This is a genomic window from Novosphingobium sp. APW14 (genome assembly GCF_032337075.1).
Lineage (GTDB): Bacteria > Pseudomonadota > Alphaproteobacteria > Sphingomonadales > Sphingomonadaceae > Novosphingobium.
In genome coordinates this window covers 1-20,708 of the sequence record NZ_JAVYAB010000012.1, presented here as the reverse complement: position 1 = coordinate 20,708, position 20,708 = coordinate 1, and the positions used below count along the sequence as shown (strand labels likewise).

Here is a 20,708-nt window from a genome sequence, read left to right as displayed (position 1 = left end):
TAAGGGCCGCCATTTGCGGAGTTCTAGGCCGTGGAATGTCCCGGGGCAACCCCGGGACTGGCACCGGCAGGTCAGCCCTGCAGCGGCACCAGGTTCACGGCCGAATACTTGCCTCGTCGATCGACTTCGATGTCGAACTCAACCCGGTCACCTTCGTTGAGGCCAGACATGCCCGAACGCTCAACCGCGCTGATGTGCACGAATGCGTCTGGCTGCCCGTCATCACGGGTGATGAAGCCAAAGCCCTTCATCGAATTGAAGAACTTGACCGTGCCGGTGGCCTTGTCACCCGTCAGCTGACGCTGCGGAGCAGCTTCACGCTTGGGGGCTTCGATCAGGTCGCCAACAATCTCAAGGTCGCTGGCAGAAATCTTGCCGCCGCGATCGACCAGGGTGAACTTCAGCGTCTGGCCCTCGGCCAGGCTTTCAAGGCCGGCGCGCTCAACCGCGCTGATGTGCACGAACACGTCTTCGCCGCCTTCATCGCGCTGGATGAAGCCGAAGCCCTTGCCCGCGTTGAAGAACTTTACGGTGCCGGAACCTTCGCCGACCACCTGGGCAGGCATACCGCCGCCACCGCCGCCACGCGGGGCGCCGCCGCCGAAGCCGCCGCGACCACCGCCGCCAAAACCGCGACCCGGGCCACCAAAGCCACCACGATCGCCGCCGCCAAACCGGTCGCCACCGCCAAAACGGTCGCCGCCGCTGCCCGCAAACGGATCAAAGCTGTCTTCGCCGAAACCGTCGCGCTTGTCACGGCCACGGCCGCGACGTCCTCTATCAAAACCCATAAACCCGAACGCACTTTCGTATCGTCCGCGAGCTCACAACCCTGGCCGCGCGGACGAAACGCACCGGGGAGGCAGATACGACGGACTCAATGCCCGCAGCGCTGCAGGTCTGGTGATAACCCATCTGTTGGCCCTTGGCGAATCGAATCGCGTGCAACCGTACCGCCCGCGCGCCACTGTGACATTTCTGCCGAAATGACACCGCGCGTGACACATCGATCAGACGCTTGGCTTTGCTCCCGGTCGGGGCTAGTCGAAGGCGAAACTCACCGATGGGGTGCCCACAATGTTTCGCCGCCTAACCGATAGCATCCTGGCCAGCCCGCAAATCAGCGTGGATGATTTGGCCGAGGCCAAGGCCCTGGGCGTTGCCCTGGTGATCAACAACCGCCCCGAGGGTGAGAGCGACGACCAGGTTCCCGGCGCCCAGATCGAATCGGCGGCGCGGGCGCTGGGGATGGATTACATTGCCATTCCGGTCACCCATTCCGGTTTTTCCGGTCCGCAGGTCGACGCGATGGCCGCCGCTCTGGCCAAGAGCGAAGGCAAAGTCCTGGCCTATTGCCGCTCTGGCACCCGCTCCACCTTGCTGTGGGCCCTGGCTCAGGCAAGCGCGGGCGCCGATCTTGAAGAAGTTACGACCCAGGCCGCTGCCGCCGGCTATGATGTTACCCCCGTCCGGCCGCTGATGGACATGCTCAAGGCCCGCAGCGGATAGGTCGCGATGGAAGGGGTTTGGATCGATCTGGCCAAGTTCGGCGCATCACTGGCGGCGATCTTGGGCCTGGCCTGGCTGGCCCGGTGGATGGATCTGGGCGGCGATCTGCGGATCCGCGATGCCGATCATGCATGTTTCCTGGCGAATCAGGCGGTCGAAGGTTTCGAGCCCGTTGATCTGGTGCTCGACAAGGCTGGGATCGGCGCGCTGCTGCGCGATGCCGATGGACGCCAGATGCTGCTGCGCCGGCACGGTGCCGCCTGGGTGGGACGCCTGCTCGATGACCGGACCGAGGCCCGGCTGGACCGGGACTTCCTGGTAATCGGCACGGGTGAAAAGACCTTCGGCACCATCACGCTTCATCTTGGCGAGGCTACCGGCGTCTGGGCCGCGGGGCTTCGCCGCTTACCGCGGGCAGGAGTACCGCATGCCTAAACTGCCCAACCCGGTGGACTTTGCCGTTCCCTTCTTCATCCTGCTGATCGTGCTTGAGATGATCTGGGCGCGCCGGAATGCACCAGAGAAGTACGAGCCGAAAGACACGCTGGTTTCACTCGCCTTTGGGCTTGGCAGCACAGTTGCCGGGCTGATCTTCGGCGGGGCGATTTATGGGTTGATGGTGTGGCTGTGGGATCACCGCGCGCTAAACGTCCCCTGGACCTGGTGGGCCTGGATCCTGTGTTTCGTGCTGGATGACCTGCTCTACTACCTGTTCCACCGCAGCGCGCACCGCGTGCGGTGGTTCTGGGCGAGCCACGTCAATCACCATTCCAGCCAGCATTATAATCTCTCGACTGCCCTGCGGCAGACCTGGACCGGCTGGCTGGCAATGTCCTTCCTGTTCAAGCTGCCCCTGGCCGCGGTCGGATTTCACCCGGCCATGATCCTGTTCTGCGGCGGGGTGAACCTGATCTACCAGTTCTGGATTCATACTGAGGTGATCGACCGTTTCCCGCGCTGGTTCGAAGCGGTAATGAACACGCCCAGCCATCACCGGGTCCACCACGCAACCAACCCACGCTATCTTGATTCGAACTATGCCGGGGTCTTCATAGTCTGGGACAGGTTGTTCGGGACTTTCGTGCCCGAAACGAACGAGGAGCAGATCAGTTACGGGATCGTCCGCCAGCTTGGCACTTTCAACCTGCTCTATGCCGTGTTTCATGAATGGATCGGCATCGCTCGCGATGTCTGGCACGCTCCTTGGCGGCACAAGTTGTCCTACCTCTGGCGCCAGCCGGGCTGGACGCACGATGGCAGCCGCGACACGTCAGACACGATCCGCGCCCGCTGGCAGGCCCGCCAGGTTGCTGAACCAGCGGAATAGGATTGCAGTGATTTAACCGGTCGCTTAACGCATCATCCAAAGGGAGAGCGTCTGAGATGGACCAGTTCGATATCATCGTGATCGGTGGCGGCAGCGCGGGCAGCGCGGTGGCAGGGCGGCTGTCGGAAGACGGCACACGTCGGGTCTGCCTGCTCGAAGCAGGTCCGCACAACGATACGATCCAGGTCAAGACCCCCGGGTTCATGCCGTTCATCCCGGAAAAGTCGAACTGGCGGTTCGATACGGTGCCGCAAAAGGGGCTCAACGGCCGGATCGGTTACCAACCGCGCGGGCGCGGGCTGGGCGGTTCCAGTGCGATCAACGCAATGGTCTATATCCGCGGCAACCACTTCGATTACGATCAGTGGGCTGAGCTGGGCTGTACCGGCTGGAGCCATGCCGACGTGCTCCCCTATTTCAAGCGCGCCGAAGGCAACGAGCGCGGCGGCAATGAATGGCACGGGGCGGATGGACCGCTCAACGTGATGGACCAGCGTTGGCCCAGCCCCGGCAGCGAGGCGTTCGTGGCCAGCGCCGCGGCACTCCAGCTGCCCGAAAACGATGACTTCAATGGTGCGCGCCAGGATGGCTTCGGGCTGTACCAGGTGACACAGAAAGCCGGTGAGCGCTGGTCAGCGGCCCGCGCCTACCTCAGCCCCCGCCCCAACCTGTCGATTCGGACCGGAGCACTGGTCGAAAAGATCGTGATCGAAAATGGCCGTGCAGTCGGCGTCCAGGCCCGCTTCGGCGGCAAGCGCGAAGTGATCCGCGCCGGCGGCGGGGTCGTGTTATCGGCCGGCGCCTTCGGCAGCCCGCAGGTGCTGATGCTATCCGGCATCGGGCCGGCCGCACACCTGAAGGACAAGGGCGTTCCGGTGCTGCTTGACCGGGCCGCCGTGGGCGAAGACCTGCAGGACCATATCGACTTCGTGGCCAGCTGGGAAACCGGCTCGCTCGACTTCATCGGCGATAGCCTTGCCGGCACCTGGAAGATGGCCAAGGCGGTGATCGAACACCGCCTGAAGCGCACCGGGATCATGACCACCTGCTTCGCCGAGGCTGGCGGCTTCTGGCGCACCAACCCGGATTTGCCGGCGCCCGATATCCAGTATCACTTTGTCCCAGCCATGTTGGAAGACCATGGGCGCACCAAGGTGAAGGGCCATGGCTTTTCGATCCATGCCTGCGTGCTGCGCCCGGAAAGCCGCGGCACGGTTCGCCTCAATTCCGCAGACCCGGCCGCAGCTCCGGCGATCGACCCCAATTTCCTCGACGATCCGCGCGATATTGCAACGCTTCGCGCAGGCGTCCGGCTGATGTACCGCATTGCCGAAAATGGCGCGCTTGGCGCCTATGGCGGCACGCCGCGCCAGCCGGTCGATATCAGCAACGACGCAGCGGTGGACGATCTGATCCGCAGCCGGGCCGATACGGTCTATCACCCGGTTGGCACTTGCCGGATGGGCAACGACGCCGAAAGCGTGGTCGATCCCAAGCTGCAGTTGCGCGGAATCGAGGGGCTATGGGTGGCCGATGCCTCGGTCATGCCGCGACTGGTCTCGGGCAATACCAATGCGCCCAGCATCATGATCGGCGAACGCGCCGCAGATTTCATCAAGGCCGCGTTGCAGTAAAGCCGGGCTGCGGGCCGGTCAGTGATGGCAGGCCAGCGCTTCGACCACATCGTCCAGGCGCGCCGGATCGCCCAGCGCGAGCACATGCCCCGATGACGCGGCGTGAAGCGGATCGCCGTTCCAGTCACACATCGTACCGCCTGCGCCTTCAACCACCGGCACGAGCGCGGCATAGTCATGGAGCTTGAGATTGGCTTCGCAGACGATGTCGACGTGGCCCGAGGCCAGCAGGGCATAGTTGTAGCAATCACCGCCCATTACCATGCGGCGATGATCGGTCTTGGCGGCCAGGCCCATGAAGTGCCCGCCATCATGATCATTGAAATAGTGCGGGCCTGTCGTCGCCAGGGTGGCATCGCCCAATTCGCGGCACAGCCGGGTCCGGGCCGGCTGGCCATTGAGCAGGGTTGGTTGCCCGGTAGCGCCAATCCAGCGTTCGCCCAGTACCGGTTGGTCAATCACCCCCAGCACCGGCCAGCCATCAACCACGAGCGCAATCAGCGTGCCAAAGATCGGGCGGCCAATCAGGAAAGAGGTTGTCCCATCGATCGGATCGAGCACCCAGGTGCGGCTCGATGATCCGGTCTCGGCTCCGAATTCCTCGCCATGGATGGCATCGCGCGGGCACTCGGCCTTGATGATCCGGCGCATCGCCTCTTCGGCAGCGCGGTCGGCCAGGGTCACCGGCGAGGAATCTTCTTTTCGCTCGCTCGTAAGGCCAACCCGGTAATGGGGCAGGATTGCCGCCCGCGCCGCATCGGCCAGGCGGTGCGCCAGGGCGATGTCGGCAGTCAGGTTCATCAGTCGAACAGGCTCGAGACCGAGCTTTCATCGGCAATCCGGCGGATCGCCTCGCCAATCAGCGGCGCGATCGGCAGGATGCGGATCTTCGGGCTGTCCTTGGTGGCTTCGGTCGGCTGGATCGAATCTGTGATCACCAGTTCCTTGAGTGCGGAATTGCTGACCCGCTCAACCGCCTTGCCTGAGAGAACCCCATGGGTGAGATAGGCAGTTACGCTCTTCGCGCCCGCTTCCATGAGCGCCGCAGCTGCATTGCAGAGCGTGCCCCCCGAATCGATGATGTCATCGATCAGGATGCAGTCCCAACCCTTAACATCACCGATGATGTTCATCACTTCCGACGAACCCGGCTTGTCACGGCGCTTGTCGACAATCGAAAGCGGCGCATCATTGATCCGCTTTGACAAGGCGCGGGCACGCACCACGCCGCCCACGTCTGGCGATACGACCATCAGGTTCTCACCGCCGGTCCGCTCCAGGATGTCTGCAGCCATAACCGGAGCGCCATAGAGGTTGTCGGTCGGAATATCGAAGAAGCCCTGGATCTGTCCGGCATGGAGATCAACCGCCAGGACCCGGTCGGCACCGGCCGTGGTAATCAGATTGGCAACGAGCTTGGCCGAGATCGGCGTGCGCGGACCGGGCTTCCGATCCTGGCGGGCATAGCCAAAATAGGGGAGCACTGCGGTGATCCGCTTGGCAGATGCGCGTCGCAGAGCGTCGATCCCGATCAACAGCTCCATAAGGTTGTCATTGGCCGGAAAGCTGGTCGACTGGATAACGAAAACGTCCTCGCCGCGCACGTTCTCATGAATTTCGACGAAGACTTCCTCGTCGGCGAAACGGCGCACTGAGGCATCGGTCAGTTCAAGATCGAGATAGGCAGCGATATCCCGCGCCAGCGGCAGGTTGGAGTTGCCGGCCATCAGTTTCATTGCGCTGCCTTCCCCGTCATTCTGACCCGGTTCGAGCCTCTAATCAGGGTGCAGCGGAATGCAAGGCGCTCCGCTGGCAGCAGCGTGGATTAGCGCGGCTTGCGATGCTCACCGCGGACCCAGCGGACTGTGCCAGAACTGGCACGCATAACCACGCTGTCGGTAGTCATGGTACCATCCTTACGGCGCTTGACCCCAGCCAGGAGCGAACCATCGGTCACCCCGGTTGCCGCAAAGATGCAATCACCCTTGGCCAACTCGTCGCGGGAGTAGATCTTGTTGAGGTCTTCGATGCCCCACTTGCGGGCGCGGGCGCGCTCGTCATCGTTGCGGAACAGCAGCCGGCCGTTGAATTGCCCGCCAACACAGCGCAATGCCGCGGCAGCCAACACCCCCTCCGGCGCACCGCCCGAGCCCATGTACATGTCGATCGTGGTCTCTTCATTGGTTACCGCGATCACGCCGGCCACGTCGCCATCGCCGATCAGCACGACGCCGCAGCCCAGACCACGCAGTTCCGCGATCAGATCGGCATGGCGCGGCCGGTCGAGCACGCAGACGATAATTTCGTGCGGTTCGACACCCTTGGCCGCGGCAACGGCCTTGACGTTCTCGGTCGGGCTCTTGGCCAGGTCGATGATGCCATCCGGATAACCAGGCCCGACCGCCAGCTTGTCCATGTAAACATCTGGCGCGTTGAGCAGGTTACCCTCTTCGGCGCAGGCCAGCACGGCGAGCGCGTTGGGGCCGGCCTTGGCAGTGATGGTCGTGCCTTCCAGCGGATCAAGCGCAATGTCGATCTTGGGACCAGTGCCCTGCGCCCCGCCAACCTTCTCCCCGATATAGAGCATCGGTGCCTCGTCGCGCTCGCCCTCCCCGATCACCACGGTGCCGTCGATCTCAAGCTCGTCGAAGGCCTCGCGCATGGCCTCTACGGCAGCAGCGTCAGCCGCCTTCTCATCCCCGCGCCCGACCAGCTTCGATGCCGCGATCGCCGCCGCTTCAGTCACGCGGACCATTTCGAGGACAAGAACGCGGTCGAGAACCTTGCTGGCGACGGGGCTGGTCATGGGTGAGGGGATCCCTTGCTTTTGTGAATACGAATGCAGGGTGGCGCTTAGCGAGCCACTCCGCGCTTGTCGAGTAAGCGACCATGACCGCAGGGGGTTCACCCCGGATTAAGCGCGAGCTAGCTCTTGTCGAGAAATGGGATGGCTGACCAAACTTGTGGGGCTGATGATCAGCGCAAGCGCATGGCCCGCAGCCGCACAGCCGGAACCCTCATCACCCGATCCACAGATCGCCGAGCGGATCGCCGCAGCGCGGGCCAGACTGAGCGTCGAAACCGTGCAGGACCGCTGCCGCGCCGCGCGGCGGGGTGGTGAAATCATTGTCTGCATCGATCGCGGCGAAGACCTGCGGGTTCCTTCGACGGCCGAGAGCGATCCGTCATCGCTGGCGGCGCGGCGTGCGCTCAACAACGGGGTGCCGCGCGCGCCGCAGCTTGATCGCGGTTCCTGCAAAGGACAGCCTGGTTGCGTCGTGGGCGGCTGGGCGCCACCGCCGATCTATGTGATCGATCCGGCCGCCCTTCCCAATGCACCCGAGGGGTCAGACGCCGACCGGATCGCCAAAGGCGAATTGCCGGACCGCTAGGGTTAATCGCCGAGGAGCTGCATCACCAGCGGCGGCTCGGTCAGGCTGGCTGAGCCCTCGAGCAGCCGCAGCGCTTCGGCCACGGCGCTTTCGGGTCCTTCATGGGTAACCATGGCAACCATCACCGCTTCGCTGTCGCCTGCCCGCCCCTTTTGGATGAGGCTTTCGATCGAAACGCCGGCATCGCGCATCGCGGCCGTAATCTCCGCCAGCACACCCGGCCGATCCGCAACCGTGAAACGGATATAGGCGCGTCCCAGCCGAGGGCCGCTGTCGGCCGGGACCATGGCCTCAAGCTCGGCAACCGGGACCGAAAACGGCACGCCAATATCGCCGCCTCCCACCGTCGAGCGGGCAATATCGATCAGATCGGCCACAACGGCGCTGGCGGTTGGACCATCGCCGGCACCGGCACCCTGGAACAGCAGTCGGCCCGAGAAGTTGCCCTCAGCGACCACCGCGTTGGTCGCGCCATCGACATGGGCAAGCGGGTGGTTGACGGGCACGAGGTGCGGCTGGACCCGCTGGAACAGCTGGTCCCCCTGAGCCTCGGCCATGCCAATCAGGCGGATGACATAGCCCAGCGCGTGGGCCTGGGCGATGTCGGCAGCGCGCAACCGGGTGATCCCGCTGGTTTCCACGCCCGGAAAGTCGATCTTGCTGCCAAAGGCGATGGCGGCAAGGATTGAAAGCTTGTGGGCCGCGTCGGTGCCTTCGATATCAAAGGCCGGATCGGCCTCGGCATAGCCCTTGGCCTGCGCCTCGGCGAGAACATCGGCAAAGTCGCGGCCAGTGTCTTCCATTGTCGAAAGGATGTAATTGCAGGTGCCGTTGAGGATCCCGTAGACCCGCTCAATCGCGTTGGCCGCAGCACCTTCGCGCAGGCCCTTGATCACCGGAATTCCGCCGGCAACCGCCGCTTCGAATTTAAGCGCAACCTTGGCCGCTTCGGCCTTGGCCGCCAGTTCCAGCCCGTGGTGAGCGATCATTGCCTTGTTAGCAGTGACGAGCGCTTTGCCGGCTTCAATGGTGGCGCGAGCACAGGACAGGGCGGGGCCATCGGCACCGCCAACCAGCTCGACCACAACATCGACGTCCGGCCGCTCACCCAGGATGACCATGTCGTCTTCCCAGAGATAGGGCGAAAGATCGACCGGGCGCTTCTTTGAGCGGTCACGCGCGCTGATCACGGTGATCGTAATCGGCCGACCGGCGCGGCGCGCAATGAGGGCTGCGTTCGCTTCGACCAGACGGATGACCCCGGCACCCACGGTGCCCAGTCCTGCCAGTGCCACTCTCAACGGTTCGGCCATCATCGCCCCCTTTCGCCGCCGCGCCCTAGGCGAGCAGCGCTAGCGACGCAACCGCGGGCAGGACCCGAGCTGTTGGATCACAAAGCGGTAGTCATCCTCGGCCACTTGCCGACTTTCGGGCGAAGCGGAGATGTTCGTTCCGCTTGGAAGCTGCGGAGGAAGAAAGCAGGCCAGGCGATACCAGGCCAGTGTCTCGCGCGCGGGCGCCGGATCGCCAGTCTCGACCAGTTCGGAAAAAGACGCCGACCAGCGTGGTTCGCCACCCGGTGCACGGGATACGCTAATCGCCGCCGGATCGCCCGAGGTCGTTGCCAGGAAGAACTGGGTTTCGCCCTCGCCGGCAAGGGCCCCTGGAACATGGATCGCTTCGCGCAGGCCGGTTACGGCTTGCGGGGCTCCGGGCGCGTAGAGCTCTGCGAGGATGCCCTTTGTTCGCGATTCAAGGGCCGGGTCCCAAAGCAGTTGCGCATCCGGGGCCACCAATTGCAGTTCGCCAGTCCGATCTCCAACAGGCCGTGCAAACAGGATCACTCTGCGCTTGCTGAACTTCGGGGCCTTGCCTTTGGCATCCAGCGGCACGTCGACAAGGTATCGCAACGCCTCGCCGAGTGCCGATCGGCCGCCCAGTACGGCCTCGGTCTTCGCCTCGACATACAAACGCACCCAGCCAGGCCGCAGTCCCGCCGCGCGCTGCGGCGGAACTTGCGCTGTCTTGCGGATTTGCGCCTTGACGACGACGGCTGCAGGCCCGGACAGGTCAGCAAGATCCGCATAACTGGCAATCGCTGCAGGATTGGTCGCAATCGATTCGCGCGGAGCCGAATCGGCGGCATGAGCGGGCACAGACAGTGCGGAAAACAGCAGGCCGAGCGCGGCGATGCAATCGGCCGTCAATCGCCGTTCGAGAACCAATTTTTGTAGGTACAGTTTCATTCAATTGCCTTCAATGCCGCAGATTCAGCGGGCGTTTCAACGCCTTCCAGCTTAACACAGGTGAATCGATAGTTAATGGATAAAGCGTTGCGCCCGTGCGTCCGCTTGGCTAAAGCACACGGAAATCCGGGCCATAGAACAATAAGGGCCCGACATTCTGGTCCATCCGGTACAGGCTGTGCCGGGTTATCCGGGTGGGTCGGCAGGGTGGATATTAAGACTTTGGGTGGCTGCTTCGGCAACGGGGCATCCACCGGGTCCCGGGTTTTGGCCCGGGATAGGGACTGACTAGGAGTGATGCGTCTGAATGGCTTACGCTGACCAGGAGATGAGTGGCAATCGCATTGCCTCTTTCGTCGTCGTCGCCCTGCTGCACGTTCTTGTTGGCTATGCCCTGGTTACGGGCCTGGCCTATGAAGCCGTGCAACAGGTCGTCAAAAAGGTGACGACTGTAGATATCAAGAAGGAGGAGCCGAAGAAGGAGCCGCCGCCGCCGCCGAAGAAGGCTGCAGCGCCGCCGCCGATCGTCGCGCCGCCGCCGAAGATCAACGTCAATGTCACGCCACCGCCGGTGCAGACCGTCGTGACCCCGCCGCCTGCGGCGCCGGTCGTGCCGATTATCGCTCCGCCGGCCCCGGTGCCTGCGGCACCGCGCGTTCAGCCCAAGCAGCCGTCGCCGAAGGGCAACCCGGCTAACTGGGCGACCACCAACGACTATCCGACCCGCGCCCTGCGTGAGGAACGTGAAGGCACGACTGGCTTCCGCGTTACCGTTGGTCCGGATGGCCGTGTGACCGGCTGCTCGGTCACCAGTTCGAGCGGTAGCCCAGATCTTGATGATGCTACCTGCGCGAACGTGACGCGCCGCGCCCGGTTTAATCCGGCCACGGACGGTGAAGGCCAGCCCACCTCGGGCTCCTACTCCAACCGCGTCCGCTGGGTGATCCCGAAGGATTGACGTTTTGAACTTCCCGGTCCGGCTTCGGCCGGGCCATCGCCGGGACCTTGGGGGGACCGGCAGATTACCAACCTATTTCGCTTGAGAGGACTTTTCGCATGTTTATCGTTGACCTCCTGACCGCGGCCGCCCAGGCAGCCCCGCAGAACAAGTTCGGTTTCGCCGAAGCGCTGGAACAGGGCGGCTTCATTGCCTACGCCACCGTCGTCATCCTTGGCGTCATGTCGTTCGGCTCGTTCTTCATCCTGTTCACCAAGTTCTTTGAACAGCGCAAGATCCTGACCCAGTACGGCACCCTCAAGGCTTCGTTCTGGCGCGCTTCGTCGCTGAAGGACGGCGCCTCGAAGCTCGAAAAGAACAGCGCATGGCGCCAGATCGTCGACGACGGCCTCGCCGCTGAAGAAGCTCACAGCAAGATGACCGATGCCCTCGAAGCCCATGACTGGCTGCACGGCTCGCTCGCTCGCTCGGAAGCTTCGGTCAATGCTCGCCTGGCTTCGGGTCTGCCGTTCCTGGCAACCGTTGGTGCAACCTCGCCGTTCATCGGTCTGTTCGGTACCGTGGTCGGCATTTACCGCGCGCTGATCAACATCGGCATCGCCGGTTCGGCCTCGATCGACAAGGTCGCAGGTCCGGTTGGTGAAGCTCTGATCATGACCGCGCTCGGTCTGCTCGTGGCCGTTCCGGCCGTGCTTGCCTACAACTACCTGCAGGCTCGCAACAAGCGTATCGCCGAACTGCTCTCGGGCTTCTCGACCGACGTGCTGGCGAACATCAACTCGAAGGGTGCGGTGAAGCCGGCCGTGGCTCCGGCCCCGGCTGCTGCCAAGCCGGCTGCCGCTCCGGCCGCCAAGGCCTAAGCGTTAGGGCCGCCGCGGCACGGTGTCGCGGCGGCTCGCTGCCAACCCAAGGACAGGATGTAACCCATGGCGATTTCAACGGGCGGCGGCGGCGATGATACGCCAATGTCGGAAATCAACACAACGCCGCTGGTCGACGTGATGCTGGTGCTTCTGATCATCTTCCTGATCGCGGTTCCAGTCGCGATTCAGACGATCCAGAAGCTGAAGATTCCGGTAATGGTCTCGGCCGAGTCGAAAGACAAAGTTGAAAACCTGCTGCTGACGGTCAGCACGACTGACTCGGCCGGCCGCTCTGCGGGCGACCCGAGCTTTGAAGGTGCGAACCTTGGCGGTGAATGCCGCATCTACTTCAACAACATCACACCGGTCGACTCGGTCGAACTGCGTGACCAGGCGTTTAAGCGTCTCGACGCGATCGTGAAGCGCGCTGGCGGTCCGGATGCCCTTCGCGACAATCCGGAACTCGTTCCGCAGGTCCACATTCGCGGTGACGTGAATGCTCCGTGGCGCTGTGTTGCCGGTGCGATCTACAACGTGCAGATCTCGGGCTATCCGACGGTCGGCTTCATTTCGACCCCGGTCGATCCCAACGCCTAAAGGTGGGGGCAGCTCCGGCTGCCCCGCCTAATTCGCAATTCAGGAGTAACCCACCATGGCAATGTCAGGCGGCAAGGATGATGGCTCGCCAATGATGGAAATGAACACGACGCCGCTCATCGACGTCATGCTCGTTCTCCTCATCATGTTCATCATCACGATCCCCGTGGCGACCCACGCCGTGAACATCGACCTGCCGAACCCGTCGGCCCCGCCGCCGGATGTCGTCGTCAAGCGCGACAAGAACAAGGTCGTGATCATGCCGAACAGCGCGATCCTGTGGAACGGCGGCGAAGTCGACCAGGGCCAGCTGCTCTCGCTGCTGCAGGCCACCCTGGCGATCAAGCCGGAGCCCGAGCTGCAGTACCAGCCGGATCCGCAAGCGCCCTATGATACTTCGGTCCAGGTGCTGAACATCATCAAGGGTTCGGGCGTCACGGCTTTCGGCTTCGTTGGCAACGAACAATACTCGGAGTTCAGCAAGGCTGCTGACGCCAAGTAAGCCAACACAGCGACAAGCGATTGAGGGGGGCGGAGCAATCCGCCCCCCTTTCGTTTGCGCGCGCTAATCTGTAGCCGGACGCATCGCCAATCCGGCCAGACTATCGGCCTCCAGCAGCAGTTCCTCGTCTGCCTGGCCTTGGGGCGTACTTTCCCGACCAACCATTACCAGCACCGGCACCGCCAGTGGGCTGACCCGATCAAGGCGCACATGGTGCAGTTCATGCTGCGCCCGGTCGAGCACCCCCGCGAGGCGGCCCACGTCAGTCATTCGTGCCCGCGCGTCAGCCCATGCCGCCTCGATCAGCACATGATCCGGCTCATGCTTCAACAGCACATCATAGATCAGGTCAGTGGAGAAGGTGACCTGCCGCCCGGTCTTCCGCTTACCGGGGTGCTGTCGCTCGACGAGTCCAGAGATTACCGCCACTTCGCGGAAAGCCCGGCGCAACAGATAGCTGTTCTGAACCCATTCGACGAACTCACCTGCCAGGATATCGGGTGAAAGCAGGGCCGCCGGGTCATCGATCGGTCGCAGGCCCCAGACCGCAAGCGCATAGTCATTCGCTACAAAGCCCATGGGCGCTAGTCCGCGCTCTTCCATCCGCCGCGTCACCAGCATGCCCAGCGACTGGTGCGCAGGCCAGCCTTCAAAGGTGTAGAACACAGTGTAATGGCGGCCCTGGTGCGGAAAACTTTCCACCAGCAAGCGCCCCGGCGCCGGCAGCTGTGAACGCCAGTCCTGCATCTCCAGCCATTCACGGACATCATCGGGGAAGCGCGCCCACCCGGCCCGATCCGCAAGCAGCGCCTGGACCCGGTTGGATAGATGCGTGGTCAGCGGCATCCGTGCCCCCATGTAACTGGGGATCTGCCCGCTGCGTTTCGCCGCACGGACCCACAGCTCAGTCTCGCGCATCGCTTCAACCTCAAGATCAAGGCCGGCAAACCGGAACGTCGCGCCAGGTTTAAGGCTGGCCGCGAAGCTTTCTTCCACCCGCCCCAGCGCCTTGCCGTTGCGGAAGCGGACGCCAATCATCTCGCTGTCCATAATGATCCCGGCATTCAGGCGATGGCGGGCAGCATGTTGCGGATGGGTCAGCCGCCACAGCTGCTTGCCACTTTGGCCATCCCGCCCTTTGGTGATCCGCTGAAACCGGTCATAGGCCCGCAGCGAATAGCCGCCGGTTGCAACGAACCCCAGAATGCGCTCCCAGGTTGCTGGATCGACCCAACCATAAGCCTCTGCACTCTGGACCTCCGCCAGCAAATCCGCCGCGTCAAAGGGGCCGGCGCAGGCGCAGGCCATGACATGCTGGGCCAGAACATCCAGGCCACCCGGCCGGAACGCCTCGCCATCGCGCTGACCTTCGGCCACGGCCTCAAGCGCGGCGAAGGCCTCGAGAAATTCGAACCGGTTGCCCGGGGCCAGCATCGCGCGGCTCGGCTGGTCAAGCCGGTGATTGGCCCGCCCGATCCGCTGCAGCAGGCGCGAGGAGCCCTTGGGTGCTCCCATTTGCACCACCAGGTCAACATCGCCCCAGTCCACCCCGAGATCGAGGCTGGCGGTGCAGACCAGCGCGCGCAGCTTGCCCGCTGCCATCGCGCTTTCCACCTTGCGTCGCGCCTCCACGGAAAGCGAGCCATGATGGATGCCGATCGGCAGGTGATCCGCATTGGCGTCCCACAGTTCCTGGAAGATGAACTCGGCGAGGAACCGCGTGTTGCAGAATACCAGCGTCGTCTTGTTGGCCTTGATCGCCTGATAGAGCTGCGGCACGGCCCAGGCGGCGGCGTGCCCGCCCCACGGCACCCGCGCCTCTTGCGGCAGGACTATTTCCAGCTCCGGCGCAGCGCCCTGTTCACCTTCAACCAGCGTGACAGTCTCTGCCACCCCATGGGGCGCCAGCCAGCGCCGATAGGCCGCTGGATCCGCCAGCGTGGCCGACAGCGCCACACGTTGCATTGCCGGGGCCAGCGCCTGAAGCCTTGCCATGGCGAGGGCCAGCAAGTCCCCGCGCTTGCCATTGGCGAAGGCATGCACCTCATCCACCACGATCCGCTTGAGGCCCGCAAACAGCGTCGCGCTCTCCGGATAGGACAGCAGCAGTGAAAGCGATTCCGGCGTGGTCAGCAGCACGTGCGGCGGATTGGCGCGCTGACGGGCCTTGCGATCCGATGGCGTATCCCCGCTGCGGGTCTCGATCCGGAGCGGCAGCCCCAACTCCTCGGCAGGGAGCAACAGGTTGCGCCGGACGTCATGGGCTAGCGCCTTGAGCGGCGAGACGTAGAGCGTGTGCAGCCCATCCGGGGGCGGGCTGCCAGCAAGGCGCGAGGGACAGAAATCAGCGAGGGTCGGCAGGAAGCCCGCCAAGGTCTTCCCTGCCCCGGTATCAGCCACCAGCAGGGCGTGTTGCTGTGCCCTGGCAACATCAAGCATCTCACGCTGGTGCCGGCGCAGCGACCAGCCACGCGCGGCAAACCAGCCGGCTAGTTCAGGGGGAAGATCGGAAACGGGCTGGGCCATTGGATGTCTAGTTGGTGAAGGACATCCCGAAGAGCAATGCCAGCAAAAAGCACAATGCCCGGCGCGGCGACGAAACGGTCACGGCGAGGACCCGAAAATCACGCTTCCCCTTGCGCGCCCCACCTGCCACGCTGGAGCCATGTTGCCGGGGCTGGATCAGGACACGCTCATCTCTGTTGCACTGGCGCTGGCCCTGGGCCTGCTGGTGGGGGTCGAGCGCGGCTGGACCCAGCGAGAGCAGGCGGCAGGCACACGCTTTGCGGGAATTCGCACCTATGGCCTGCTCGGCCTTGCCGGCGGGCTCGGCGGGGGCCTGCAAGCAGCTTACCCGGCGCTGTCCGCCGTCCTGCTGGCGGCAACGGCAGTGTTGGTTGTCATGGGCTACTGGCGCAGCACGCGCAGCCAGCCCGCCACTGCCCCATCAATCAGTGGCACGGCCAGCCTGGTCGGGCTGCTCACCCTGGCCTGCGGATTCGTGGCTGGTGCAGGCGGCCATGCTCTGGCCAGCGCGGCCACTGGGGTCATGGTCCTGGTGCTCGCCATGCGCCATCAGCTCCACGACTGGATTCGCAATCTCGAGGAACGCGAAGTCCTTGCCATTGCCCACTTCGCGCTGATCTCGCTCGTGATCCTGCCTTTGCTGCCGGATACGCCGATGGGACCGCTCGAAGCCTGGCGTCCGCGTCAGATCTGGCTTGTGGTGGTTATGGTCTGCGGCTTTTCTTTCCTCGGCTATATCGCCGCCCACCGGTTGGGCGCGTCGAAAGGGACGATGGCAACGGCTGCGGCGGGTTCAATGGTCTCCTCCACGGCCGTGACGGCTGCCCTTGCGGGAAGGTTGCGCGACGGTTCGGGTGATGCCGCCATGCTGAATTCAGCCATTGCACTTGCTTCGGCGGTGATGTTCCTGCGGGTGATGACCCTGGTTGGGGTCCTGGCACCCTTCGCGCTGGCAACACTGCTGACCTGGACTGTTCCGGCCATGTGCGTGAGCCTTGTCGGCGCCTGGTTCGTCGGCCGAGACCAGTCCGGCGCGGGCACCGCTGCCGATGCGGCCCTGCCGCTGCGCAATCCCTTTGCACTAGGCCCTGCGCTGATCCTGGCCGCCCTGGTCATGGTGCTCAGCGTGGCCGCACGCTGGGTGCTGATGCACTATGGCGATGCCGGGCTCGCCACGGTGCTGGCCTTATCGGGGATGCTCGATGTCGATTCCGCGATCATCACCATGGGCAACCTGCCACGCGGCACGGTCGACCCGCGCCTGGCTGCACTGATCCTGATGCCACCCGTGCTGCTGAACACCCTGATCAAGGCCGTAGCGGCGATCGGGCTGGCGGGATGGAAGAAAGCTTGGCCCAGCGCGGCCGTTCTCGGTGCCAGCACAGCAGTGGCGCTGGGAGCTCTGCCCTTCCTTTTGCCTGCGGTTCAGTGACCCGCCTGGGGGCCGCGCTCTAGTCCCGAGGCAGCAAGCTGGGCATCGATTTCGGCAAGCAACCGGGCGCAGCCATCTTCGCTATCGCTCTCCGCCCGGGCGACCAGCACATCCTGGGTGTTCGAAGCGCGCAGCAGCCACCAGCCATCGGGCGTTGAAACGCGCACCCCGTCAATCCCGTTCACATCGGCCCCACTCGCGGCCAGCCGAGCCTTCACTTCGTCGATCACGACAAACTTGCGGCTTTCATCAACCTGGAAGCGAAGCTCGGGTGTATTGACCAGCGCCGGCATTGCGCCGCGCAGTTCGGTTACCGACTTACCCAGCCTGGCGCTGGCAGCAATCAGCCGCACTGCGGCATAAAGCGCATCGTCATAACCGTAATACTGGTGCGCGAAGAAGACATGGCCGCTCATTTCCCCGGCCAGCGGCGCGGCAATCTCTTTCATTTTGGATTTGATCAGACTGTGTCCGGTCTTCCACATGGTGGGCCGTCCACCGAGCCTTTCGACATGATCGAACAGGGCGCGAGAGGCCTTCACATCCGCAATAATCGCGGCTCCGGGCTCCATCCTGAGGAGGTCCTCGGCGAAGATCATGAGCAGCTGGTCACCCCAGATCACCCGCCCCGCGCCGTCAATCGCACCAATGCGATCGCCATCGCCATCGAAAGCGATGCCGAAATCGAGGTTCTTTTCCGCGACGAGCTTTCGCAGGTCGGCCAGGTTCTTCTCTTCGGTGGGATCCGGGTGATGGTTCGGGAAGTTCCCGTCAACTTGGGTGAAGAGAAGATGATGTTCGCCAGGAAGCTGTTCGACCAGCCGTTCAAGAGCGGGGCCGGCCGCCCCGTTACCAGCGTCCCAACCGATCCGCAGCCTGGAAAGCTGCGCACGGTCGATACCGGCCAGCCCCTCGACCAGACGAGCGACATAGGGGGTGAGGACTTCGCGGCGCTCGTAACCGCCATCGCCATCGAGCCAGGCCCCACTGGCCGCGAGCCGCCCCAATTCCAGGATGTCCGGCCCAAAGAACGGTCGGCCTTGGAATACCATCTTGAAGCCATTGTAATTGGCGGGGTTGTGGCTGCCGGTTATCTGAATGCCGCCGTGCACATCTTTAGCTGATGCTTCAGCATAATAGAGCATGGGCGTGGGGCCCATGCCGATACGGACCACATCAACACCACTGGCGTTAAGGCCGGCAACAAGCGCCTGTTCCAACTCGGGCGAGCTAATCCTGCCATCATAGCCAACTGCCACCTTGGTGCCGCCCGCCTGACGCAACAGCGTCGCAAAACCACGCCCGATCGCATAAGCATCAGCGGTGCCAAGGGTTTCGCCGATCACCCCGCGGATATCGTATTCACGCAGGACGGTGGGATGGAACTGATGGCTCATCGCTACTCCGTTTTGTTGCGCTCAAGCTGCGCCAGCAAGAGATCGCGCGCGGCATTGGCAGCGTGCACTGCATCATTGCTGCCCCCGCGATCCGGATGAACCTGGGCGATCAGTCGCCGATGCGCTTCAATAATGGCCTCGCGCCTAGCGGAGCGGTCCACCCCAAGCAAGGCTCTCGCCCGTATTTCTGCGTGGGAGCGTTCGGAAATGGCCAATAGTTCCCACGGCCATCGACCTGCAAGAATTCTGCAGGCCAGACTGGCCAGCAGAGCCAGAACGATCAACTTGGCCAAGCGGAGTTATTCCGGACGGGCGAGTGCGAGTTCCGGCGCCGACCGGGCTGGAACTGGCAGATTGAGGTTGGCCAGGAGCGCCCGGAGCTCCTGCCGCGCGACCAGGTGGCTGGTGCCGAGCTCGCCCAAGTGTCCCTTGTCGAGCAAGGTCAGCCCAGAGGGAAACAGTTCACGATAGATCACACGTTCGCTCAGGCCGCTGGCAATGCGGAAACCAACGCGCTTTGACAGCTCGGTCAACGCCCCATCAAGGCGCCGCATGTTCCGCGCTTCGACATGCTGGGTGCGGTTGCGTACCACCACCCAATCCATCTCGCGGCGCTTCTCCTGGATCGTTGCCAGCGCCCGCTTCTTGCGAGCCTCCCAGATCAGTTCGGCATAGAAGGAAAGCTTGCGGACCTTGAAGGTCTCGGCATCGACCTGCCCGATCAGGTCGAAATCGACGAAGCTGTCGTTGAGCGGCGTGACCAGGGTATCTGCCGCCGTAGCAACATGGCGCGCCAGCGGATCATCTCGGCCCGGCGTGTCAAAGATCAGGAAGTCATGCCCTTCGGCCAGCTCGGCGCTGATCCGGTCCAGCTCGGCCGCATCGGTGCCATCATAAACGGCGAAGTTGGCAGTCGGCAGCACAATATCGCGGCGCTTGATCGTCTCCGCCCGGTTTTCCAGGTAGCGATGGAACGTGCGCTGGCGGTGATCAAGATCGACCGCCGCCACTCTCGCGCCCTGATAGGCCAGCGCGATCGCGACGTGTACTGCCGTGGTCGATTTGCCAGTGCCCCCCTTCTCGTTGGCAAAGACAATGCGATGGGGGCTCTTGCTGGCGGTCACGGTCAGGTCAGGCTCGCTTGTATGGTTGCCCCTGAGTGCGTCACGGCGCTAGGGCGGCATCGGTGCCTTCTACCCAAGGGGATTCGTCCGTGCAAACCGTTACCCGGCTTGATCCACTGCGCAACGCGCTGGACGCCCTGCGCATCGACGGGACGCTGGCCCTGGTGCCGACGATGGGCGCCTTGCACGAAGGCCACCTGACCCTGGTGCGCGAAGCGCGGCAGCGCGCAGCCCACGTCATCGTCTCGATCTTCGTCAATCCGCGCCAGTTCGGCGCGAACGAGGATCTCGATGCCTATCCCCGGCAGCTGGCCCGTGACCAGGCATTGCTCGAGGCGGAAGGGGTCAGCCTGCTTTGGGCGCCCGAACCACAGGCAATGTATCCCGATGGCTATGCCACCAACATCTCAGTCTTGGGTGTCTCAGATGGACTGTGCGGGGCGGCACGGCCCGGCCATTTCGACGGCGTCGCCACCGTTGTTTGCAAACTGTTCAACCAGGTTCAGCCCGACTTGGCGCTGTTCGGGGAGAAGGACTGGCAGCAGCTCGCCGTGATCCGGCGCATGGCCTGTGACCTTGATCTCAACCGCCCCCACGCCAGCGCGATCCTGGGTGTGCCCACGGTGCGAGAAGCCGATGGCCTGGCGATGAGCTCACGCAATGCGTACCTCACGGCCGGGCAGCGGGCAGAGGCAGCCGCCCTGCCGCACGCGATGAAGGCTGCGATAGCAGCAATGCTTGGCGGCCAGTCCGTGGGTCAAGCTATGGCGGAACTGGTCGCGAGGTTAACCGCCAGCGGCTTTTCCTCGGTTGACTATGCCGAGGTGCGGGATCCCGTCTCGCTTGCGCCGGTCGATGATCCAAGACAGGTTCCTGCGCGTTTGTTCGTCGCGGCGAGGATCGGCGGAACGCGCTTAATCGATAATCAGCCGATTTGCTGATTTGGCCTCCCGATCCTGCGGGTAGCGCTGGATCAAACTAAGCATTCGAACTCGCGCTTTGGTTGCCCTTACCGCCACGGCTGTTGGACGCAGGCCTGCGTGTGCCGCCGCGACCCCGGGTAGCGCTTCCTGAATAGAGAAAGGGCGGGTGAGGCTATCCGCCTTACCCGCCCCTTTCTTTGGGATTTGCGTCTGCCTTACTGCGCGAGGCGCAGTGAGAGCAGCGCGCGGTTGTCCTGCCCGCTCATGCCGGTGATGCC

Annotated in this window: 20 protein-coding genes and 1 pseudogene; 11 read left to right on the top strand and 10 right to left on the bottom strand. The window is 63.8% G+C overall.

Annotated elements, in window-relative coordinates:
- Positions 1-71: 71 nt before the first annotated feature.
- The gene (locus RQP55_RS11995) at positions 72-791 is read right to left on the bottom strand and encodes a cold-shock protein (RefSeq protein WP_315610433.1); all 720 of its coding nucleotides are present in this window, start codon (positions 789-791) and stop codon (positions 72-74) included.
- 286 nt (positions 792-1,077) lie between these two features.
- Between RQP55_RS11995 and RQP55_RS11990 the strand changes: the two are divergent.
- From RQP55_RS11990 to RQP55_RS11975, 4 genes and pseudogenes are all read left to right on the top strand, one after another.
- Positions 1,078-1,485, top strand: a pseudogene (locus tag RQP55_RS11990) (TIGR01244 family sulfur transferase); the annotation flags it as partial.
- Positions 1,486-1,515: 30 nt separating this feature from the next.
- Complete coding sequence (locus tag RQP55_RS11985; RefSeq protein ID WP_315610431.1) at positions 1,516-1,944, top strand: hypothetical protein; 429 nt, start codon at positions 1,516-1,518, stop codon at positions 1,942-1,944.
- Positions 1,937-2,836, top strand: a complete 900-nt coding sequence (locus RQP55_RS11980) for a sterol desaturase family protein (RefSeq protein WP_315610430.1) — start codon at positions 1,937-1,939, stop codon at positions 2,834-2,836. The genes RQP55_RS11985 and RQP55_RS11980 overlap by 8 nt, the downstream gene beginning before the upstream one ends.
- A gap of 56 nt (positions 2,837-2,892) precedes the next feature.
- Positions 2,893-4,470, top strand: coding sequence for a GMC family oxidoreductase (locus RQP55_RS11975; protein WP_315610429.1), 1,578 nt, complete (start codon positions 2,893-2,895; stop codon positions 4,468-4,470).
- An 18-nt stretch (positions 4,471-4,488) separates the two neighbouring features.
- Here RQP55_RS11975 and hisN read toward each other — a convergent pair whose 3' ends face one another.
- The 3 genes from hisN to glpX form a co-directional block, all read right to left on the bottom strand.
- The gene (gene hisN, locus RQP55_RS11970) at positions 4,489-5,271 is read right to left on the bottom strand and encodes a histidinol-phosphatase (RefSeq protein ID WP_315610428.1); all 783 of its coding nucleotides are present in this window, start codon (positions 5,269-5,271) and stop codon (positions 4,489-4,491) included.
- Entirely contained in the window at positions 5,271-6,206 is a 936-nt protein-coding gene (locus tag RQP55_RS11965) for a ribose-phosphate pyrophosphokinase (RefSeq protein ID WP_315610427.1), read from the bottom strand. The genes hisN and RQP55_RS11965 overlap by 1 nt, the downstream gene beginning before the upstream one ends.
- Positions 6,207-6,295: 89 nt before the next feature.
- Positions 6,296-7,276 (bottom strand): class II fructose-bisphosphatase, encoded by a 981-nt coding sequence (glpX, locus tag RQP55_RS11960; protein ID WP_315610426.1) that lies wholly within the window; start codon positions 7,274-7,276, stop codon positions 6,296-6,298.
- A gap of 166 nt (positions 7,277-7,442) precedes the next feature.
- Here glpX and RQP55_RS11955 point away from each other — a divergent pair, with 166 nt between their 5' ends.
- The gene (locus tag RQP55_RS11955; protein ID WP_315610425.1) at positions 7,443-7,862 is read left to right on the top strand and encodes a hypothetical protein; all 420 of its coding nucleotides are present in this window, start codon (positions 7,443-7,445) and stop codon (positions 7,860-7,862) included.
- Positions 7,863-7,864: 2 nt separating this feature from the next.
- On the opposite strand, the gene RQP55_RS11950 is transcribed toward RQP55_RS11955, so the two are convergent.
- The gene (locus tag RQP55_RS11950; RefSeq protein ID WP_315610424.1) at positions 7,865-9,175 is read right to left on the bottom strand and encodes a homoserine dehydrogenase; all 1,311 of its coding nucleotides are present in this window, start codon (positions 9,173-9,175) and stop codon (positions 7,865-7,867) included.
- A gap of 39 nt (positions 9,176-9,214) precedes the next feature.
- Positions 9,215-10,108 carry a hypothetical protein gene (locus tag RQP55_RS11945; protein WP_315610423.1) on the bottom strand — a complete coding sequence of 298 codons (894 nt, stop codon included), beginning with the start codon at positions 10,106-10,108 and terminating at the stop codon, positions 9,215-9,217.
- A gap of 307 nt (positions 10,109-10,415) precedes the next feature.
- Between RQP55_RS11945 and RQP55_RS11940 the strand changes: the two genes are divergently transcribed.
- From RQP55_RS11940 to RQP55_RS11925, 4 genes are all read left to right on the top strand, one after another.
- On the top strand, positions 10,416-11,066 hold the full coding sequence (locus tag RQP55_RS11940) for a TonB family protein (RefSeq protein WP_315610422.1): 651 nt from the start codon (positions 10,416-10,418) through the stop codon (positions 11,064-11,066).
- A gap of 98 nt (positions 11,067-11,164) precedes the next feature.
- The gene (locus RQP55_RS11935) at positions 11,165-11,926 is read left to right on the top strand and encodes a MotA/TolQ/ExbB proton channel family protein (RefSeq protein ID WP_315610421.1); all 762 of its coding nucleotides are present in this window, start codon (positions 11,165-11,167) and stop codon (positions 11,924-11,926) included.
- A 66-nt stretch (positions 11,927-11,992) separates the two neighbouring features.
- On the top strand, positions 11,993-12,526 hold the full coding sequence (locus tag RQP55_RS11930; protein WP_315610420.1) for a biopolymer transporter ExbD: 534 nt from the start codon (positions 11,993-11,995) through the stop codon (positions 12,524-12,526).
- 55 nt (positions 12,527-12,581) lie between these two features.
- Positions 12,582-13,028 carry a biopolymer transporter ExbD gene (locus RQP55_RS11925; RefSeq protein ID WP_315610419.1) on the top strand — a complete coding sequence of 149 codons (447 nt, stop codon included), beginning with the start codon at positions 12,582-12,584 and terminating at the stop codon, positions 13,026-13,028.
- A gap of 63 nt (positions 13,029-13,091) precedes the next feature.
- Here RQP55_RS11925 and RQP55_RS11920 read toward each other — a convergent pair whose 3' ends face one another.
- Positions 13,092-15,554, bottom strand: coding sequence for a ligase-associated DNA damage response DEXH box helicase (locus tag RQP55_RS11920; protein ID WP_315610418.1), 2,463 nt, complete (start codon positions 15,552-15,554; stop codon positions 13,092-13,094).
- A 139-nt stretch (positions 15,555-15,693) separates the two neighbouring features.
- Between RQP55_RS11920 and RQP55_RS11915 the strand changes: the two genes are divergently transcribed.
- Positions 15,694-16,986, top strand: a complete 1,293-nt coding sequence (locus tag RQP55_RS11915; protein ID WP_315610417.1) for a DUF4010 domain-containing protein — start codon at positions 15,694-15,696, stop codon at positions 16,984-16,986.
- Here the strand turns inward: RQP55_RS11915 and pgmG are convergent.
- From pgmG to RQP55_RS11900, 3 genes are read right to left on the bottom strand one after another with little or no spacing between them, the layout of a single operon-like run.
- Positions 16,980-18,383 carry a phosphoglucomutase/phosphomannomutase PgmG gene (pgmG, locus tag RQP55_RS11910; protein WP_315610416.1) on the bottom strand — a complete coding sequence of 468 codons (1,404 nt, stop codon included), beginning with the start codon at positions 18,381-18,383 and terminating at the stop codon, positions 16,980-16,982. The two genes, RQP55_RS11915 and pgmG, sit on opposite strands and share 7 nt — an antisense overlap.
- A 2-nt stretch (positions 18,384-18,385) precedes the next feature.
- Positions 18,386-18,676 carry a molecular chaperone DnaJ gene (locus tag RQP55_RS11905; protein WP_315610415.1) on the bottom strand — a complete coding sequence of 97 codons (291 nt, stop codon included), beginning with the start codon at positions 18,674-18,676 and terminating at the stop codon, positions 18,386-18,388.
- A gap of 6 nt (positions 18,677-18,682) precedes the next feature.
- Complete coding sequence (locus RQP55_RS11900; protein ID WP_410000289.1) at positions 18,683-19,507, bottom strand: division plane positioning ATPase MipZ; 825 nt, start codon at positions 19,505-19,507, stop codon at positions 18,683-18,685.
- An 89-nt stretch (positions 19,508-19,596) separates the two neighbouring features.
- Between RQP55_RS11900 and panC the strand changes: the two genes are divergently transcribed.
- Positions 19,597-20,448, top strand: a complete 852-nt coding sequence (panC, locus tag RQP55_RS11895) for a pantoate--beta-alanine ligase (protein ID WP_315610414.1) — start codon at positions 19,597-19,599, stop codon at positions 20,446-20,448.
- Positions 20,449-20,708 lie beyond the last annotated feature (260 nt).

What these genes read in the sequence shown, in the direction of transcription:
- RQP55_RS11995 (WP_315610433.1), bottom strand. Translation starts at nt 791, where the DNA reads ATGGGTTTTGATAGAGGACGTCGCGGCCGTGGCCGTGACAAGCGCGAC.
- RQP55_RS11985 (WP_315610431.1), top strand. Translation starts at nt 1,516, where the DNA reads ATGGAAGGGGTTTGGATCGATCTGGCCAAGTTCGGCGCATCACTGGCG.
- RQP55_RS11980 (WP_315610430.1), top strand. Translation starts at nt 1,937, where the DNA reads ATGCCTAAACTGCCCAACCCGGTGGACTTTGCCGTTCCCTTCTTCATC.
- RQP55_RS11975 (WP_315610429.1), top strand. Translation starts at nt 2,893, where the DNA reads ATGGACCAGTTCGATATCATCGTGATCGGTGGCGGCAGCGCGGGCAGC.
- hisN (WP_315610428.1), bottom strand. Translation starts at nt 5,271, where the DNA reads ATGAACCTGACTGCCGACATCGCCCTGGCGCACCGCCTGGCCGATGCG.
- RQP55_RS11965 (WP_315610427.1), bottom strand. Translation starts at nt 6,206, where the DNA reads ATGAAACTGATGGCCGGCAACTCCAACCTGCCGCTGGCGCGGGATATC.
- glpX (WP_315610426.1), bottom strand. Translation starts at nt 7,276, where the DNA reads ATGACCAGCCCCGTCGCCAGCAAGGTTCTCGACCGCGTTCTTGTCCTC.
- RQP55_RS11955 (WP_315610425.1), top strand. Translation starts at nt 7,443, where the DNA reads ATGATCAGCGCAAGCGCATGGCCCGCAGCCGCACAGCCGGAACCCTCA.
- RQP55_RS11950 (WP_315610424.1), bottom strand. Translation starts at nt 9,175, where the DNA reads ATGGCCGAACCGTTGAGAGTGGCACTGGCAGGACTGGGCACCGTGGGT.
- RQP55_RS11945 (WP_315610423.1), bottom strand. Translation starts at nt 10,108, where the DNA reads ATGAAACTGTACCTACAAAAATTGGTTCTCGAACGGCGATTGACGGCC.
- RQP55_RS11940 (WP_315610422.1), top strand. Translation starts at nt 10,416, where the DNA reads ATGGCTTACGCTGACCAGGAGATGAGTGGCAATCGCATTGCCTCTTTC.
- RQP55_RS11935 (WP_315610421.1), top strand. Translation starts at nt 11,165, where the DNA reads ATGTTTATCGTTGACCTCCTGACCGCGGCCGCCCAGGCAGCCCCGCAG.
- RQP55_RS11930 (WP_315610420.1), top strand. Translation starts at nt 11,993, where the DNA reads ATGGCGATTTCAACGGGCGGCGGCGGCGATGATACGCCAATGTCGGAA.
- RQP55_RS11925 (WP_315610419.1), top strand. Translation starts at nt 12,582, where the DNA reads ATGGCAATGTCAGGCGGCAAGGATGATGGCTCGCCAATGATGGAAATG.
- RQP55_RS11920 (WP_315610418.1), bottom strand. Translation starts at nt 15,554, where the DNA reads ATGGCCCAGCCCGTTTCCGATCTTCCCCCTGAACTAGCCGGCTGGTTT.
- RQP55_RS11915 (WP_315610417.1), top strand. Translation starts at nt 15,694, where the DNA reads ATGTTGCCGGGGCTGGATCAGGACACGCTCATCTCTGTTGCACTGGCG.
- pgmG (WP_315610416.1), bottom strand. Translation starts at nt 18,383, where the DNA reads ATGAGCCATCAGTTCCATCCCACCGTCCTGCGTGAATACGATATCCGC.